Origin of the sequence: Streptococcus sp. 4155 (genome assembly GCF_013276695.1) — a bacterium.
GTDB classification, from domain to species: Bacteria; Bacillota; Bacilli; order Lactobacillales; family Streptococcaceae; genus Streptococcus; species Streptococcus pseudopneumoniae.
In genome coordinates, this window is record NZ_VMLM01000010.1 from 1 (window position 1) to 18,812 (window position 18,812).

The following is an 18,812-nucleotide window of genomic DNA, read 5'->3' on the forward strand; positions in this document are numbered from 1 at the left end:
CTGTTTCATCAATATATACGATTGGTAAATCGTTTAGGTTATCCAAAATATCAAGAAACTCAGCGACTTTCTCTGGGTCTTGTTCCTTAAAGCTCGTCATCTTTTTTTGAAGTGACCTTCATCTGCTTTAAAGCTGCCCATACTGAAGGGACAGCACAATTAAAATGTGCCGCAATTTCCCGTAAAAAAGCATCTGGATGAGCCTCTACAAAGGCTTTCAATTCCTCTAAAGGAATCTTTCGGTTTTTGACGACTCGCTTTTTCCTCTCTAAGTGTCCTTGTTCACGTAAGTTCTTTTTCCATGTGAAGAGAGTTCTGACGCCGACATCAAAAACCTTGGCTGCCTCGACATGGCTGTGCCCCTCTTTGATGTAATCTAATGCTCGCTGTTTAAAATCTGTACTATATGCCATAGCTTTATTATAACATGCTTGTTTGAAACTAAGCAACTATACTATAATTTGAATCCTTTTGCTCATGATACTACTATAGAAATCAAGCATGAGTAAAACCAGTGGAACTTACCCTGACACGGAATTCCACTGGTTTTTATGATTTTTCTCAGACTAACTTCCAATTCTACTAGCGGTGGAACTTACTTTGGGAATTTAGCTTGTATTCTCTACTCACTTTTTGAAAAAGTTACAAGTCCAATAACTGACAACAAGAGAGAAATTCCAGAAATACTTAGCATAATAGAAATCATGTTATTCTCACCAGTGGCTGGTAACTGTTTTCCTTCTTTGATGACTGTAGCTAAAAGCACTTGTTGATCACTTCCAGCTAGTGTTTTATTCTCATGCTTAGCTTCTATATTGGAATGATGTATTGTAATTGATGTAGCTTTCTCAATTTTATCATTGCTAATTGAAGGCTTAATAGTTGAGACTTGTCTATTTTGACTTACTAATTTAACAGGTTGCACTTGAGAAACTGGCTTGATCGTTACAACTGGTTTAGCTGGAATAACTGGATTAACTGGTGCAACTGCTTTAGTTGGATCAACCGGCTTAACTGGTACAACTGGTTTGGTTGGGATCTCTACTTTATTAGCCTTAAGTTTTACAACCGTTTCTTTTAGAGCTTTGATTACTTCATTAATTTCTTCTTGACTAGCTTCTGCATTTTCCAAAAGTAGCTTAGCTTTGTTGAAAATAAGATGATATGCATCTTTCTCCTCTTTGCTAGCTGTCAAAAATCTTGGATCTTTTTCTTGGAACTTCACTTCATCCTCGATAACATTCTTTAGGCTCATAAAATCTGTTTCTTTCCCATTCAGCTGGTCTTGAGCTTGCAAGAAAGTGGTCAACAGACGGTCAATTTCATCTTGAGTTATCAAATCTTTTGTAATTAATAATGCCAAGAGTTTAAATTCACGATCATATTGACCTTTGCGTTCTTGATCAGAATTTATATATTTACCTTTTTTAACTGTCTCAGCATATGCTTTAATGGCATTCTTCAATGATGTGATATCAGATTCCTTACCATCCAATGTTTGCATAGCAGACTCTAAAGCCTTAACAATTTGGTCAATTTTATCTTGGTTAAGTTTACTTCCCAATGCTAGTTGCGCATCTTTGACACTTTGCTCAAACATCTCTTTTAAATTCTGTTTTGTATTATAATATCTTGGAGTTTTAACTACTTCCATTTGTTTATTTAAAGCTGCAATCAGAGCTAACTTAGAAACAACTGAAAGTGACAAAACATTATTTTTACCAAACAGAACTTTAAATGGTTGAAGATTATCAAGTAATTCATAACCGTTTGACAGATTTACAAGAACTTTATATTCACCAGTAACCACTTTCTTACCATAAGAATGTTTACCATATGTTTCAGCTGGCAAGACTTGACTCTGACCGTCTTCACCTACTAAAGTAATCATTGTAGTTCCAGGAACAGCTTGATTAAAGCCAACCGTTACTGGGGCATATTTCATTTTGTTAGCCAAGAAGGTAATAGTTTGAAAACTATTTTCTTTCGTTAAATCAAATTCCTTAGATAGAGCACTCACAAATTTCAACTCTGTACGATCATAGCTAAAAATTTCTGCAACATAATGCCCAAATTTCAAGAAATTAATATCTTTTGACTTATCAACGGTTACATATTGACCTTCGCTATTTTTAATGCGATAAACATAAGTTGTATCAATCTCATCATTGGTTTTATTGTTTAGTATAGCAATTTTTACACGACCACTATTTTCTTCACCTACAAGATCTTTGAGAGATATAAAATCTACATTTCCCGCAAAGTCTTCCACATAATAGAAGATTTTCGATTTATCAATGTTCTTAGGAAGTGTATAACTACCATCTTCATTTTGTTTGATAATCTGATACTGTTCGATTTCTGAATCTGCCGCCTCTCTATTTTCAGAAGGACGAATATAAAAGACTTTTTCTAGAAGAATTCCGCCATTTCCGACATCCTGAGGTTTACGAGCTATAAATTGTTCTTGATTTTTTTGAGAACGAATATATCCCGAAGTAATCAGAGGTTTTTGTGTATCGATTTGAATTTTAAATATTGTGTATTGTTCTTCAGCTCCAGGGACATCTGGCTTATAACTAATAACATAGTCATAAATTCCATCAGAGACTCGATTTCCATTAGAATCCTGTCCTCCCCAAGCTGTTTTATCTACAATGTAACTTCTTGGATTTCTAGTATCGCCATCAAAATAATTTTTCACAAGGTCTGTTGGACGACTTTGCCAAATAGGCTGACTGTGTGTTGTATCCGAAGAATCATAAACAGTTGCACGAAGATTTACCAAGTTTCTATAGACAAGAGTTTTAAATTGAACAGAATCTTTATTACCATCATCGTTCGGCGAGATAGCAAGGCGAACATTACCCTTTTCATCTAATTGAAGATGGTATTTTCCTTCATCATCTTGTTTCACTCCGAGTACAGTCACTCGATTTCCTTGACGCTCTGCTTTTAAAACATTTACATCATTTTCAGAACTTGTTAAATAAGTTGCATCGTCTGAAGGTGAAATTCCTGGATTATCTTTATCAATTTCAGAGTAAAATCCACTGTTTCCTTCCTTAATCAATTGATAAATTGGTTTTTCAATTGCAGGTAGATTTTGGAATTCTCCCTTAAATCCCATAAATGGTAAACCAATAACAGAACCATCATCTGCAGGATTGACAAATCTAACAAATCCTTCTAGAAAATAACCATTTGGCATTATTTTGCTAAGTTCTTCAGTAAACTTACTTGTATCTACACTAACTGTTACTGTCTTCGTACTATGAGCTTTCACAGTTACTTCGGGCCAAACTGTTTCAGTTAGTTTTCGTGGACGGAGAGTGAATTTTCCTTCTTCAACTTCGTCCGTATTTGTATTTACAATCATCTTCAATGTTCGGTCTTTATCCGAAATATTATGAATTATAACTTCAAAGGTAAATTTATCACCAACATTACCAAGAGTAACACTTGGATAGTTATTTGCACCTGTTACAAATAAATCTGTACTTGTTGCCGCCATCGTGTCAACTACGCCAGCACCTTGGTGACGTGGAGAAGTATAGGCTCCAGTTTGTTTATTAAAATGTGGTTTTGCAGTAGACATAATTAAAGCTTTTACAATCTCTGAAATTTGACTAGCTGATAATTCAGGATGTTTCTTTGCTAAATATTCTTTGACTAATGCTGCGACACCAGCTACATGAGGGGCCGCCATACTTGTTCCACTTATACTTCCATAACTATTGTCGTTAAATGATGAATAGATATTTCCACCAGGTGCAGTAACATCTGGTTTCAATTGTCCATCTGTTGTAACTCCCCAACTTGAAAAATCTGACAATTGGTCTGCAACATCTGATTTACGATTATCCATCTTGTGATTAAAGACAATTTTATACTGACCAGACTTAAGAATTTCACCATAATATTTTGAAATAAAGACAGATGGGATTTTCTTAGCATCACCTGTAACAGACATACTAACATTTGCACCTTCAACGTTGTTATAAATTAAAACTCCAGCTGCACCGTGTTGAAGAGCATTTTTAATCTTATCAGAGAAATGGATTTTACCACGTTGAATCAGTGCTAACTTACCTCTTACATCAATATTAGCAAAATCTTCTTCACGACCAATACCCGTTGCTACATATTCGTATTCTTTCCCTTTTTCAAAATCTTTTTCTGTTTCAGGTCTATTAAAATCAAACTTACCATAATCAAGGGTAGCGTCATTTTCTAAACCTTTTACTTCAAAGACTTCAGTAGTTAGAATTTTATTATTAATCGAAGCAACAGAAATTGAATCTTCTACTGTAGAGGGATTTCCGACGAGACCATAATCAGGATTTTCTGCTAATGGTTGTGAAAAACCTCTACCGAAAGTATTGCTATTACCAGCAGCAATAACAACAGATACTCCTTTAGTGCGTGCTCTTTTTACTGCTTCAATAATATCTGAACCCGCATCTACAGTTGAACCCGCACCTGCACCCAAACTCATATTGATCACATCCGCACCTAACGTAACTGCGTCATCAACGGCTTTTACATAGAGGGCAGAGGCTGTAGTTTTATCTCTATCTGAAAAAACTCTCATAAACATAATTTGAGCTTCTGGCGCCACCCCATAAACCTTCTCAGAATTCGGGGCTTTATTAACTGGATTTCCAGCTACAATACCAGTAACGTGCATTCCATGAGACTCTTTTTCAGCCTCTTTTATATTATCAGTTCCATCAAAGTAATCATAAGCATATACTACCTTGTCACTGTACCATTTTCCATAGTCAATACCGGCAGCTTTTTTAGCTTTTTCGATATCATCCTGATTTTTAAATTTCGCCTTTGACGGATCAGAAATACGCAGAACTTCATGATTCAAATCAAGGCCTGAATCTATAACAGCGACTACAGTTCCTTGCCCTTTGTGTCCTGCTTCCCATGTTTTAGGGATAGTAATCATTTCATTACTGGAGATACTATTTGGCTTTTCTTTATGTCCACTTTGAGATAACGACTGTGATTGTGAACTTTCGGAAGAAGAACTTCTTTCTACTGCTGATTCTTCCTTCTTCTCTTCACTTTTTATAGCAGTCTTTTCTTTCTGTGTGATTACATTCTTGTCTGACTTATTATCTCTATATTCTATAGAATCATCTTGTTTTACTGACGCTGTCGCTTCTGTTTTTTCCTTTGAAGAAGAATCTAGAGCATTCTTGTCAGCCGTGACTGACGGTGCGAGCTTATTTGAATCATCTAATTTATTAATTATTACTGCATGTGTAACTTGATTGGATGTTTCAAATTTCCCCTCAGCAGCACTAACCTGTACTAAAGCAAATCTGCATGCAAAGACCGATAGCAGAAAAATCGTTGCTATTTGGTACTTTTTATGACAAAAATCTTTGCAGTCTCCCATAAAATCACTCCTTTTTATTTAAATTAAAAGTATTATATCCTAAATTATCTGAAAATTCTATCAAAAACTTTTTTTGTAACAAAATTGTAATATTAATCACTCTTCTCATGTAATTTAAACATAAAGAAATTTAATCTCGATTAATACAAGACTAAATTTCTTTATTAAATAATTACTTTCCATTCAATTACTCATTAAGCAAAAACCTTACTAATCACGGTCATAGAATAGTTCATGTGCTTTTATAGTAGATTGAAACTAGAATAGTACACCTCTACTTCTAAAACATTGTTAGAAATCGATTTGACTGTCCTGATCGATTTGTCCTATTCTTATTTCATTTTACTATAATCGTGAATTAAGCATTTCAGGAACTGTGACAAACGTAACCGTACAATAACGAAGTCTATTGAAAAATCTCCAGATTAGTGAACTTAGCGATAGTTCCTAATCTGGAGATTTCTTATTTTCACCTTTCTTGTACAACTTTAGTCCATGGTAAATAAGCCTCTAAAACCTCTTTGTTTACGAGCGTTTCCTCGTTTGGAAGACATTCTAGAAGATAGGATAGATATTTCTCGCTATGTAATTGATGACGTTTAGCTGTTTCCAACAAGCTCATAATAATAGCTCTTGCTTTAGCTCCTTCAAAACTTTGAGAAAACAACCACCCTCGCTTTTTAAAATTTAGCTTAGGCTAAAAGAGTCCACTGGACTCTTTTACTCCGTCCCATTTTAGCGTGACTACCACGCTTTGTTCTATCTTTCTTCATATTTAAATAATATCAAAACCAAGCATTAATTTCAATGATAAATAAGTAAACTCATAGCTTTTGAGTAAAGAAAAAAGCTTAGAATGAACTAAGCTTTTTAAAAACGAATCGTTTCACGTGTTTTCTCATATGAAGTAACAAAGCGATTGGTTACACCAGGCTCTGTCACTTCCAATGCTTGAGAAATCTTGTCAAATGAAGCGTGATAATCAAATTCTTTTTCAAAAATATCTAAAGCTTCGTTAAATGCTTCTTGAATGCGTTCATCAAATGAGCGATAGCGGTTAGAATATTGCAAGAGTTGCTCTGTTAAGGTTGCATATTGTACAATATTATAAGTTTCCATTTCTAAAGCTTCCATATCATTCGTTGCAATTTCAAGAACTCGGGTAACAGATTCAATGTTAATCATTTTCTGTTCTAACTCAACCATTAAATCCTCGGTATTATTGCTTGCCGTAAAGAATAATTTCAAGAAAGTTTGTGGAATACCTGGCAGATTGCGTTTTTCCATGTATCGCTTGATAGTATGGAGACGATTGACATAAACATTGGACTTTTGACGTGCATTGATATCATCTTTCTCAATTTGTGTCAGGCGCTCACTAACTGAAATTTGCTCATCTTCAATATCTTTTAGTTGAGTTTGTAAATCCTCAAGATTTTCTTCAAGAACTGAATAAGCTTGGGTTGGTTCTTCTTGATTTGAAGTTACCTCAACAATAGCTGCCTCAAAACTCTCTAATTCTGTCTGAATACGACGAACATGGCTTGCAGCTGTCTCAGGAAGTAAATAGGTCTTGCTCAAACGTGCAATATCTTCTCCCAATAAAGTATTATTCTCTTTCATATGTTGAAGGTAAGTTGGAAGAGTTGCAAGTAGATTTTCCACTACTTTCTGAGCAGCAATTTCTCGAGTAAAAATATCATACAAGGCATTGATTTCCTCTTGTGCCTGTCCATTCTCATATTCGGCATTATCCAATTCCAACTGGCAAATATTCTCTTGGTTTTTCTTGAATGCTTCATAAAGCAAGTGGAAACGCGCTTCAATATCCGTTTCAACAAAATGATAATTAGCATCTAAGAGCTTACGATAACCATCTTCTAAATCTTCTAGTTGATCTGGTAGCTCTTTAGATAATGTTGTTACAATTGCTGGTATACGATCAACGATATGTGTCAAAGCCAAGATATGATTTTCAGCATTATCCAAAATCACTGCGGCTTCCACAGGGTCACCCGATGAATTCAAGGTTACAAATTGTGAAAATTCAGATTGGATATTTTCTAATTGTTTTTCAATTTCATCCAAGGCTTGACCATACTGTTCTGAATTTTCAGCAACTCTATGCTGAAGTTCCTCAAATAAATCCAAAGCATGAAGAACACGACCACTATTTTTAGATTCTTGCTTCTCTAAGTCTGCCAAAGCATTGCGAATTGCCGCAATATCTTCTTCAATCAAAGTAATTTGACTCTCAATTTGGTCAATTTGATGACTGGCCTTGAGAAAACGAAATGAATGGTTATAGCCTTCTGCTTCAAAGAGATTATTTTCAATATCGGCAAAAGAGTTGAGAGATAAATCGACCCATTTTTGATTCCATTCACGGAAAGCCACTTGACTTTGTCCAATCAAGTGCATATTTTTTACAGCTTCTACTTCATCATTTACTGGAAGATTGTATAGTTCTTCTTTTCTTTCTTCTAGCGCCTCTAATCTCCCCTCGTTTCGCTTACGTAGAAAGATTGCCACTACATAAGCCAGAACTAAAATGACTGCAATTGCAACCATTAAATAAATTAGTTGTCCATTAGACATATCAAACTCCTTTTTTACTTGAAACAATCGTAACGATTATATCATATTTTTTAGACCAAGGGAACTACTTCTCCCTATTTTTTAGACATCAAGTGTACTATAGACAGCATTTTCTTCGATAAACTCACGACGAGGCTCTACTCGATCCCCCATCAACATATCAAAGATTTTATCTGCTTCTGCAGCATCATCTACAGAAACTCTAGCCATCAAGCGATGTTCGGGATCCATGGTTGTTTCCCACAGCTGATGATCGTCCATTTCACCTAGCCCCTTATAACGCTGAATAGTCGGTTTGGTACGACCTTCACTATAACGGGCTAAAGCTTCTTGGAGTTTGATTTCTTGATCTGCACCCGGCTGGATATATTCTTTAATCTCGCTTCCAACCTTGACACCATAGATTGGTGGTTGGGCAATATAAACATAACCAGCTTCTAGGATTGGTTTCATATAACGATAAATCAAGGTTAAAAGAAGGGTACGAATATGGGCTCCATCGACATCGGCATCGGTCATCAAAACGAGTTTTTGGTAACGGGCTTTCGAAACATCAAATTCTGCGCCAAATCCTGTTCCCATGGCTGTGAAAAGACTACGAATTTCTTCGTTAGCTAGAATCTTATCCATACTTGCTTTTTCAACGTTCAAAATCTTACCGCGAATTGGAAGGATAGCCTGAAACTCACGGTTACGACCAGATTTGGCTGATCCACCAGCTGAGTCTCCTTCGACGATGAAGAGTTCTGTTTCAGCAGGATTGTTAGAAGAACAGTCTGCTAGTTTCCCTGGAAGGTTGGAAATTTCCAAACCAGATTTTTTACGAGTGACTTCACGCGCACGCTTGGCAGCCACACGAGCCTTGGCAGCCAAAATCCCTTTTTCCACGATACGCTTGGCAATCTGTGGATTTTCCATGAGGAAATCGGAGAAGGCTTCACTGAAGAGGCGATTGGTAATCTTGACCACTTCGCTATTTCCCAATTTGGTCTTGGTTTGTCCTTCAAACTGTGGATTTGGGTGTTTAACTGAGATAACTGCAGTTAATCCTTCGCGGACATCTTCCCCAGTTAAATTATCTTCATTGTCTTTCAGTAACTTATTCTTACGAGCATAATCGTTGATAACACGTGTCAAGGCTGTACGGAAACCTTGTTCATGCGTTCCACCTTCATGGGTATGAATATTATTGGCGAAACTCATGACATTTTCATGGTAACCAGTTGTGTACTGCATGGCTACCTCAACTGTGATATCATCCATCTCACCGTCTGTATAGATTGGTGTATCAAAGATTACATCCTTGTTCTCGTTGATATATTCAACGTAACTAGCAATCCCACCTTCATAATGATAATGCTTGGTTTGTTCCAAACCTTCACGCTTATCTGTAATTGAAATTTGAAGACCGCGATTTAGAAAGGCCAACTCTTGAATCCGTTTATTTAATTTATCAAAATCAAAGATTGTTGTTTCAGTGAAGATTTTTGGGTCCGGTGTGAAGTGAACAGTTGTTCCTGTTTTATCCGTATCTCCAACTATTTCAAGATCTGCGACAACATGACCACGACGGTATTCTTGGTAATGAATCTTACCGTTTTTATGGACATGAACGTCTAATTGAGTGGAAAGGGCATTAACTACTGACGACCCCACCCCGTGAAGACCACCTGAAACCTTGTATCCACCACCGCCGAACTTTCCTCCAGCATGAAGGACTGTAAAGACGGTCTCAACAGCAGGACGGCCTGTTTTTTCCTGAATATCGACTGGGATACCACGCCCATCATCCACAACAGTAATCGAATCATCTGGCTCAATAAAAACTTGAATATGGCTGGCAAATCCTGCCAAGGCCTCGTCAATTGAGTTATCAACAATTTCCCAGACTAGATGGTGAAGACCTTCTTTTGAGGTTGATCCAATGTACATCCCTGGACGCATACGAACAGCCTCTAAGCCCTCTAAAACTTGAATTTGACTGGCATCATAATCCTGTGCCTGCAGATTTTTGATTTCTTCTGTCATCTTATTCCTTTTTCTTATATGTCTAATACTTGTCTTAAATTCACGATACTGGTAAACAAGTGGGTATCAAGTCCTGCAGCTTGACCTGCTTCGATATCAATCGGCCGATCACCAATGACAAGACCAGAGCTAATCTGATACTTTTCTCTTAAATAAAGCATGGATTCGGGATTTGGCTTTCTCTTAAAGCCTGAGCTAGAAGTCACCACTTCTGTAAAATAAGCTGCTATAGAGGTTTTTTCTAAAATTTCCAAAACCTGATCATTTCGATGAGAGACCAAAAAATGACGGCCACCTTGATTTAAAATGTCTTCCAATAGGTCAGAAACTCCTTCAAATAAAATCGGGTGTTCAAGCTCTCTGGCTTCATTTTCCTTGTACTTTTCTAAAAAATTCTCTAAATTGGGAGCGAATGTCTCAATCGCAAAAGGAGTAGAAACCTTTAAAGCTTGATAGACACTGTCATAGTCTTGTGTGATACCATACAGTGCCAATGTTTCAACAAATGCAGCTGTTGAAGTTTCATAATTATCCAGTAAAGTTCCACCTAAATCCCAGATGTAATCGTGATATTTCATACCCTTCATTATAGCATTTTTTTATGAAAAAAGCGATGATTTCCCTGAGTTTTCCACATAAAAAACGAGAGAATAACTCCCGTTTTACTGATTTTTACCAAAGACATCTCGATAGAGCATTCCTGTTCGTAAACTCTCTGCGTCCCCTCCTAGTTGCTCCACCAACTCGTAGGCAAAGGCAAGGGCTGTTGAAGGACCCCGACTGGTTGTCAACTGACCATCTACCACTACTGTTTCCTTGACGTAGTGACCATCAAGGATTTGCTCTTGAACACCGTCATAACAAGTGTATCGCTTATTTTTCAATATCTCTGCTTGATTGAGGGCAATTGGTGCCGCACAAATGGCTGCTAGTTTCTTCCCTTCTTGCTCGAAGCTTTGCAATTCTTGAATCAAGGTCTGATTATCACGTAAATGTGCAGAACCAGGCATACCTCCAGGAAGAACAATCATATCATAGTCTGATAAATCTCCATCAAAGACATGATCTGCTCTTACTTGGATTGCATGCGAACCCGTTACTTGCTCTTCAAAACCAACCATATCACATGTGATATTGGCTCGACGCAAGACATCTACAACTGTCAAGGCTTCAATTTCTTCAAAGCCCTGAGCTAACATAACTGCTACTTTTACCATGATTTTCTCCTTATTTAATTTGTTTTAATACAACCTTTTTCCGTTTGAATGGGACTTTTCCGCTCTTTTCTTCAGCTAGATTAGTCTGGTAACTCATCGATAAAAGCAAACCAACACCAATCAGATTACTGATAATAGCTGATCCCCCTTGCGAAATGAAAGGCAGTGGAATCCCGGTCAAAGGAAGCAAGCCCGTTACAGCACCGATATTTTCAAAAATGTGGAAGAGCAACATCATAATCAAACCAGTGGAAATATAGGTGTAGAACTGGTTATTTGATTTGAGAGTAATCTTCAACATACGGTAAATCAACATGAGGTAAAGGACAATAACCAGGACAGAGCCAATAAAGCCAAAATCTTCTGCAATGACCGTGAAAATCATATCTGACTCACGAACTGGAATAAGCAGATTTGAAGTATTAAAACCTTGGCCGAATAAGCCACCACTCCCAATAGCAATCTGCCCTTGAGCCTGCTGGTAAGTCGTTGTTTGGGCAAACTCAAAGGGATTGAGCCAAGCCAGAATCCGATTAATTTGGTAGGTCGGCATTCCAATCTGGTGAAGAAAAGCTCGTCCGTCCTTGCTAATAAAGATAGCTAAGAAACCAGCAACTCCTGTTACAGCAGTCACAAATACTGGGATAATAATTTTCCAAGAAACCCCTGATAATAAAACGATTCCTGAGAAAATAGCTACAAAAACCAAAGCCGTCCCCAAGTCACTTTGAAGTGCTAAAAGAACTAGGACTGGAATGGTAAAGAGAATCATCCAGAAAATTAACAAAAAGTCCAGCGGAACCGTGCGTCTCCATTCCTTATGTTTCTTTGTAAATTGGACAATAACACGAGCCAACATGAGGATATAGGATATCTTCATAAATTCTGACGGTTGGAACAAGGTGATGCCATTTACCGATACCCAGTTTTTGGCACCCGTTGATGCAACTAAGCTTGGATTATAAAAGACAATCGGCAAGATCATAAGTCCCAAGCCTAAAATATATAGAAAGGGGGTCACCTTCCAAAGAAATTCTGTATTAAAGAGCATGACCACAAAACCAATCACAAGCCCCAAGGCAATCCAGGCGACCTGCTGCCCTAAAATGGGCAGAATATTATTGGGATAATCATGACTAACGGCTATATAGATAGCCACCACACCGATGACCAGTAGAAAAAATACTGGCAAGAGCAAACTGTAATCGACTCTTGAGTCGAGAGAACGTTTCATATATACTAACCTTATACTTTCATACAATACTATTTATCAAAGTTCATTAAAAAATCTATCAATAGCCTCGTCAACTTCGGATCGAGAGATGGTTTTAACAGTCGCTTCTTTTGCTAGAGAAGTCACTATTTGCTTGCCGTATCGTTTTCCGACGATTCTTCTATCCAGAATGAGGGTTAAGGAACGTTGGTGTTCACGTCTCATACTTCTTCCCAAAGCCTGTTTTAAACGAATAATGGCCATTGGCAATTGATAATCATAAAAGGCATTTTTCCATTCTTGAATTAGTTCCTGATTGATCTTTTTCGTCAAGGGCTCTTGAGGATTTTGGAAAGGAAGTCTTGGTACAACTTGAATCACAAAAGGATGGCTTGAAAAATCAACTCCCTCCCAGAAACTTGCTGCACCAAGCAAGATTTGTTGTTCTCCTTTTTCAAAGCGTTTCTTAAGCTGATGAACATCGCCATTTTTATACTGGGCTAAATGACTTACAGGGAGTAAATTTGATACTGCTAGAAGCATGTCTTTGGCAGTAAAGAGAGCCAAAATCGGTTGTTGGAAAGCTTGAAGATCCATCAGTAAATCAGCTATCTCCTTGGCATAAACTTCTAAGGAGGTTTCTGTTACCAGGGGAAAATCTTTGACCAAGACCACTTCTTGATCCTGTTTTTTACCAGCTTCAATCTTAACAAATTTAGCTTCGGGATAGCCTAACAGGTCTGCCAAAGAAACTCTTTGACTAATCTCAAGAGTGGCCGACACTCCCAAGACTTGACATGAATCAGGCACTAAGGAAGATAGAAGAATACGGCCTGATTTCGTAGAAGAAATCTGAATTTTCTTTTGACTCGTTTCAATTGCTTCAAGCCAGTAATCTCGGTCAGCTATAAAATAGCGAACCAGCTCCTCAAAGCCTTCTACTTCTAGTTCTGAAAAATACTGGTGGAGATTGGCAAGAGAATCTAAGATATTTTTCCTAGATTTTCCAGACTGAAATTGTTCAATCAAGTAAAGGCACTCAAAGCGAATACTTTCTAGTATTCGTTGTTGGACCTTATTTTGCTCCTCCAGTAAAGCCTTATCAAGCAAATCGATAATAGACTGGATATCGTAGGTTTCTTGAAGCAGATTTTCTAGAGCCAACAAAATCTTTTGAACTTCATCAATAATCAATAAACGGTCGCTGACAAATTCAGGATTATCTTCCAGTCTGGTTACAAGATAGGCATGATTGGTCACTAAAAGCTTACAGTTTTGTGCCCTTTCTTGACTACGTTTCCAAAAATCTTCCGTTACAAATAAGCTCTGAGATGATAAATTCCCGTCATGACGAAGATCTGTTAGAAAATGTTGGTAACGGTAGAGTTGACCAATTTCATCCAAATCCCCCGTTTCTGTCTCTGTCAGCCAGACCAAGAGTTGCATTTTAAAGCGTCTAAATAAGCGATTTTCATCATTTTCCTGCAAGGAACGATAAAAGGCATCCAACTTCAGATAATTGTGTGGTCCCTTTAAACTATGAATATCTATATGGAACACTTCCTTAAGACGTTTACCTTCTTCTTCCATGATCTGATTTTGAAGAATCTTTGTCGGAACACTAAGGACAATTTGTCGCTCTTTGGCTTGAGATAAAGCGGGTAAGAGATAGCCATAGGTTTTCCCAATCCCTGTCGGTGCTTGAATCAGAGAGACAGGCTCATCTTTCAATAGCAAGCCAACCTCTTTAGCAAAACTTTCTTGCTCCTCCCTCACTTCAAGGTTCAACAGAGAAATATTTTTAGAAAAATCCTGAGATAGTTTTCGTGACTCCAGGGGAGCTCCAGTTTTCTTGAAATATAGCCCTTGAACTTGGACCAAGTCTGGAGAAGTCAGGATAGATTGGTTGCGATAAATTTCCTCAATAACCAAGTAGGACTCATATAAGAGAGCGTCAGCCATTTCCAGCAAGCGTTCCAAGAGACCTTTAGGAAGCTGGGCCATCTTTTTTCGTAAAAAAAGAAGTAATTCCGCTGTAGCTTGGGCATCTGAAAGGGCTGTGTGAGCATGTTTTAGAGGAATTCCTAATTCTCGACACAATATCGGCAAACTATATTTTTCCAGTTCAGGGAAAAAAACCTGAGTCAATTCGACCGTGTCAACACGAGGATTTCTTAGTTCATAGCCTTCAAAAAATAAATTTTCCGCCAAGAGATTGGCATCAAACTGAACATTATGGGCTACAAAAATCCCATCCTCCACCAAGTCAAAGATTTTTCTAGCAACTTGCGAAAAATCAGGTGCTTGCGCCAGACGTTTGTCAGTTAGCCCTGTCAATTCTTTAATATGAGCATCCAAAGGTTCGTGTGGATTGACATCCGTCGTATAGTGATCGACGATTTTTCCATCCTCAATCACAACAATTCCCACTTGGATAATTTTAGCCTTACTACCTGTGCTAGTTGCCTCTAAATCAACCACAACATAGCGATTACCAATCGTTTTCATTATAAAAAATTATACCAAAAAAAGGGCCATTTGGCACCTGCAAACATAGGATAATTTTCAAACTCAAGAACACTACTTTTCTTAAAAATCCCATCGAATAGAGCATTCTAGCCTGCTGATTTTTGTAAAATAGTGAAGAAATACGAAAAATTGAGAGAAGAAATGTTTGCATCTTCCTTCTCTCAACGAATCATTTACTTTATTTAACCATATCAGGATCGTAATCATAAAATCCTGTATCAAGGAAACGGTTTTTAGGGTGTAACTTGCGTACTTCCTCATCCAGCAAGAAGGCTTGGTCATGGCTAAAGTTGCCCTCTTGGATCAAGCTACGCGCTTGGATAAAGAGTTTTGCAATCTCAACAAAGTTCTGACCAGGTGTATAGAGACCTTCTAATTTCCAGTGAGTAAAGCCATGCTCCACCAATTCTGTCAATTTGGTCATCAAATCAAGGTCGTTATTGGCAAAGATGTGGGTTCCATGATTGTCTTCAAAGATAGAGTAATGGCTCTCTGGGTCACTTGGTTCAGCCAAGAAGAGGTCACGCTTGCGAGTCTTTTCATCATCGATGTGCGTAAAGTTATAATAGTTTTGCAAGAGCGGACGTTTAGAATGATGGATGACACTAGCACCGTACATCAAAACTTCAGCAGGAATTTCCAAAATCTCTGGCATTTTGAAAAGTTCAGCTGATGGAATTTCACGCGCCAAAACAGCCTCAGATGCGCCAGCCTTTTGTCCCCAGAAGTTAATCTGACGACTGCTAGTTACCATGGTTGAAGCATCGTAGATAGTCTTAAATGAATAACCATCGCGATTGACCACATAAAAGACACCTGCATCCCCAATCGTAATGTAGTCTGTCTTGATTTCTTCCAAGAAATCAAGGAAAGGCTTGATACGGTCCATCATATCTTGGTGCATAAGGGCGTTGACCGCAACAATCAATTCCTTACCAGCATCATGAACCAGCTTAGCGATTTCACGCAATTGGTCATGACTAAAGGTTGTTGGCAGACGAAGGCCAAAATCTTTCTCACCGACATAGATACGGTCTACGCCAGCCTCAAGCAATTGTTTAACTTGTTCAATATTTTCAGCAGTTGCTGTAATGATAATCTTTTCCATAGGAAAAACTATACCACATTTCTAGCAAATCAGCCATGCTTTGAAAATGAAAAGGGACTTTATTCTTTTTGTAACCTTTCTGTAATAATTCTCTGCCGAAAAAATGATAAAATAGGTATGTACTGTTAAGGAGAGAATCATGCCCGTAAGAAAATTACAATCCTATGAGGTAGACTATCAAGAAGAATTAAACCAGCAACTTCCTCATTATCAAGCTTATGCACCTGAAGCACAAGCTGATAGCAATCTCAAAGAAATTTTATTTTTTGTTAATATCGCTGTTTTTTGTATCTGTATTGCTATCTTTAGTTTTATCTTTTTAGCATTAAAATTATCAACTGCTCTTGCCTTTGCCGCAGCAATCGGATCCAGCTTACTTGTTTTAAAAGTTCAACGGTCTATTATCAAACGAAAACGTAGAAAATAAATCCAAAAGAGTCTGGGACAAAAGGATTTTGATTTTAGGAATTCTTTATTATAAGTTTTTAAAATCGATAGATTAGACAAAAAAGCGAACAAAACAGAATTCTGAGTGTCAGATAACTTGTTTTGTTCGCTTTTTATATTTAAGGTTAGACTTTTGCCCCAGACTCTTTTTATTTTTTCTTTTTCGATGGTGTGTGGATGGCAATCTTCACTTCAAAGATTGTTCCTTTTGGTTTATTATCTTTAACAGTAATGGTTCCTTTTAAGGCATCTACAATCTGCTTGGCTAGAGATAATCCTAAACCAAAGCCACCTTTTTGACGAGTTCTAGCTTTGTCCACTCGATAAAAGCGGTCAAAAATTTTCTTCTTATCTTCTGCGGAAATACCAACTCCGTTATCCGAAACCAGTAAATACAGATTACGATCAGTCGCTGAAATCACAAAATCAATTTCACCATCCTCTTCAGTATACTTGACAGCATTATCAAAGAGAATGGTCATCAGTTGTTTCAGAAGAAGCTGGTCTGTGACAATCGTGCGATGAATACGATTTTCAAAACGGAAGACACGGTCATTTTCCGAAGCAATCATCTCATAATTTGTGAAAGTCGTATTGAAAAAACTAGTTGGAACTTCTCCAAGTTCTGGCTTAATCCCATCATCTCTACGTGCTAAATTCAACAAGTTTGTCGTCAAAAACCGCATATTTCGGACTTCTTCCAAACTAGATGCAATACTTTCGCTCACATCCATAATGGTAGCTTCTGGCTTACGGAAAAGGGTTTCTAAGCGATTTTGCAAAACAGCAAGTGGAGTTCGTAACTCATGACTGGCATTTTCCACAAAGGACTGCTGCTTCTGCATGCTCTCAAGCAGGGGCCGAACACTGACCCTAGCTAGATAGAGACTGGCAAGCAAAGACAGAATCCAGAAACTTGCCATCACAACCACAATCAATTGCTCATGCTTTTGACTAGCCTGCTCCAACTGACTGGTATTTATCAAGACAGCAGCATACTTGATATTGGTTGAAACTGAACTGATATTCGTTTCCATCAAGATCATGCGATAGATTTCTTCTTGTCCATAGCTATTAAAAACCTGAATCTGGTAGATATGGCCTAGTTCTTTTTTCTCTAACTTAATCTTATCCAATCCCAAAAATCGATTTCCAGAAAGGAGCTGGGTAAAATTCTTATCAAAAAGAATGACTTCTGTGTTAGAACTGACATTGGGTTTCACCTCAGTCTTACTAGTATCTGTAGCCGCATTCTCTAAATCTTTAATCTCTTCAGTTGCCCTATTTACCGCAAGCTGAATAACTGCCTGAGGATTTTCACTCAGACCGTGGAGCTTATCATCCACCGAAGTATAGAGACTCGAATGCATGACCTGCAAAATAATCAGAGTCATGGTGGAAAAAATCAGAGTGAAGACACCAAAGTTACGGATAAAATAACTAAAGTCATCCGCATACCATGTTTTTTTTAGTTTACTGAACATCTTTTAAAATATACCCAACACTGCGCAAGGTTTGCAAATTCTCTGCAAAAGTGGTTCCTTTTAATTTCTTACGGACTTTTGAAACATAAACTTCGACAACCGAAATCGTTGTGTCACTATCAAATCCCCATAGACGATCAAAAATCTGAGTCTTAGGCAAAATAACATTTTGATTTTGAAGGAAATAAACTAATAAATCGAACTCTTTCCCCAGTAATTCGACAGGAGTATCTTCGACTTTAACGGTATTGGTTGACAAATTAACCACAATATTTCCATAAGTCAAGGTATTTTCATTAAACTTGCCTGAACGTTTGAGAAGCGCTTGAATCCGCATTTTAAGTTCTTCTAGGTAGAAAGGTTTGGTCAGATAATCATCCGCTCCCAGTTCAAATCCATGTCCCTTGTCATCCAAACTTTCCTTGGCAGTCATAATCAGAACTGGAGTCGTAATCCCCTTTTCACGCAATTCTTTCAAGACTTGGAAACCATTTTTTTCAGGTAACATCAAATCGAGCAAAATCAAGTCATAGACGCCACTTTCAGCTTCGTAGAGACCTTCTTCCCCATCAAATACCTGCATGACATCCGCAAAATCGTCTAAAAAGTCAAATACTGAATTTGACAGGCCTAGGTCATCCTCAACCAATAAGATTTTTATCATGAGAAACTCCTCCTTATTAGAACCATTATACCAAATTTGCCTTAAAAAAAACTCAACTCCCTGCATTTTACATGAGATAGCTGAGTTTTCTTTTTATTTTAGGCTTAT

11 protein-coding genes and 2 pseudogenes are annotated in these 18,812 nt (G+C 37.6%); 1 reads left to right on the plus strand and 12 read right to left on the minus strand.

Going from position 1 to position 18,812, the window contains the following annotated elements; all coding sequences use genetic code 11:
* The 10 genes and pseudogenes from HT715_RS01435 to HT715_RS01480 form a co-directional block, all read right to left on the minus strand.
* A pseudogene (locus HT715_RS01435) lies at nucleotides 1–413 on the minus strand (IS630 transposase-related protein); the annotation flags it as partial.
* 209 nt (nucleotides 414–622) lie between these two features.
* Nucleotides 623–5,416 (minus strand): S8 family serine peptidase, encoded by a 4,794-nt coding sequence (locus HT715_RS01440; protein ID WP_138707356.1) that lies wholly within the window; start codon nucleotides 5,414–5,416, stop codon nucleotides 623–625.
* Between the two features lie 469 nt (nucleotides 5,417–5,885).
* Nucleotides 5,886–6,095 (minus strand): annotated as a pseudogene (locus tag HT715_RS01445) (transposase domain-containing protein); the annotation flags it as partial.
* A 191-nt stretch (nucleotides 6,096–6,286) separates the two neighbouring features.
* Nucleotides 6,287–8,014, minus strand: a complete 1,728-nt coding sequence (gene ezrA, locus HT715_RS01450; RefSeq protein WP_138707436.1) for a septation ring formation regulator EzrA — start codon at nucleotides 8,012–8,014, stop codon at nucleotides 6,287–6,289.
* Nucleotides 8,015–8,095: 81 nt separating this feature from the next.
* The gene (gyrB, locus tag HT715_RS01455; RefSeq protein WP_000134037.1) at nucleotides 8,096–10,042 is read right to left on the minus strand and encodes a DNA topoisomerase (ATP-hydrolyzing) subunit B; all 1,947 of its coding nucleotides are present in this window, start codon (nucleotides 10,040–10,042) and stop codon (nucleotides 8,096–8,098) included.
* 14 nt (nucleotides 10,043–10,056) lie between these two features.
* Nucleotides 10,057–10,620 (minus strand): HAD family hydrolase, encoded by a 564-nt coding sequence (locus HT715_RS01460; RefSeq protein ID WP_162498517.1) that lies wholly within the window; start codon nucleotides 10,618–10,620, stop codon nucleotides 10,057–10,059.
* Nucleotides 10,621–10,704: 84 nt separating this feature from the next.
* Nucleotides 10,705–11,259 (minus strand): DJ-1 family glyoxalase III, encoded by a 555-nt coding sequence (locus HT715_RS01465; protein WP_000241398.1) that lies wholly within the window; start codon nucleotides 11,257–11,259, stop codon nucleotides 10,705–10,707.
* Nucleotides 11,260–11,269: 10 nt separating this feature from the next.
* On the minus strand, nucleotides 11,270–12,493 hold the full coding sequence (locus HT715_RS01470) for an FtsW/RodA/SpoVE family cell cycle protein (RefSeq protein WP_138707435.1): 1,224 nt from the start codon (nucleotides 12,491–12,493) through the stop codon (nucleotides 11,270–11,272).
* 36 nt (nucleotides 12,494–12,529) lie between these two features.
* The gene (locus HT715_RS01475) at nucleotides 12,530–14,980 is read right to left on the minus strand and encodes a bifunctional DnaQ family exonuclease/ATP-dependent helicase (RefSeq protein WP_138707434.1); all 2,451 of its coding nucleotides are present in this window, start codon (nucleotides 14,978–14,980) and stop codon (nucleotides 12,530–12,532) included.
* Nucleotides 14,981–15,179: 199 nt separating this feature from the next.
* Entirely contained in the window at nucleotides 15,180–16,109 is a 930-nt protein-coding gene (locus tag HT715_RS01480) for a peptidase U32 family protein (RefSeq protein WP_138707433.1), read from the minus strand.
* A 139-nt stretch (nucleotides 16,110–16,248) separates the two neighbouring features.
* Between HT715_RS01480 and HT715_RS01485 the strand changes: the two genes are divergently transcribed.
* Nucleotides 16,249–16,536: a DUF3270 domain-containing protein gene (locus HT715_RS01485; protein ID WP_023933508.1), complete on the plus strand. Its 288-nt coding sequence runs from the start codon at nucleotides 16,249–16,251 to the stop codon at nucleotides 16,534–16,536.
* 169 nt (nucleotides 16,537–16,705) lie between these two features.
* Here HT715_RS01485 and ciaH read toward each other — a convergent pair whose 3' ends face one another.
* Nucleotides 16,706–18,040 (minus strand): two-component system sensor histidine kinase CiaH, encoded by a 1,335-nt coding sequence (gene ciaH, locus HT715_RS01490; RefSeq protein WP_138707432.1) that lies wholly within the window; start codon nucleotides 18,038–18,040, stop codon nucleotides 16,706–16,708.
* On the minus strand, nucleotides 18,030–18,704 hold the full coding sequence (gene ciaR, locus HT715_RS01495; protein ID WP_000590639.1) for a two-component system response regulator CiaR: 675 nt from the start codon (nucleotides 18,702–18,704) through the stop codon (nucleotides 18,030–18,032). The genes ciaH and ciaR overlap by 11 nt, the downstream gene beginning before the upstream one ends.
* Nucleotides 18,705–18,812: the final 108 nt, after the last annotated feature.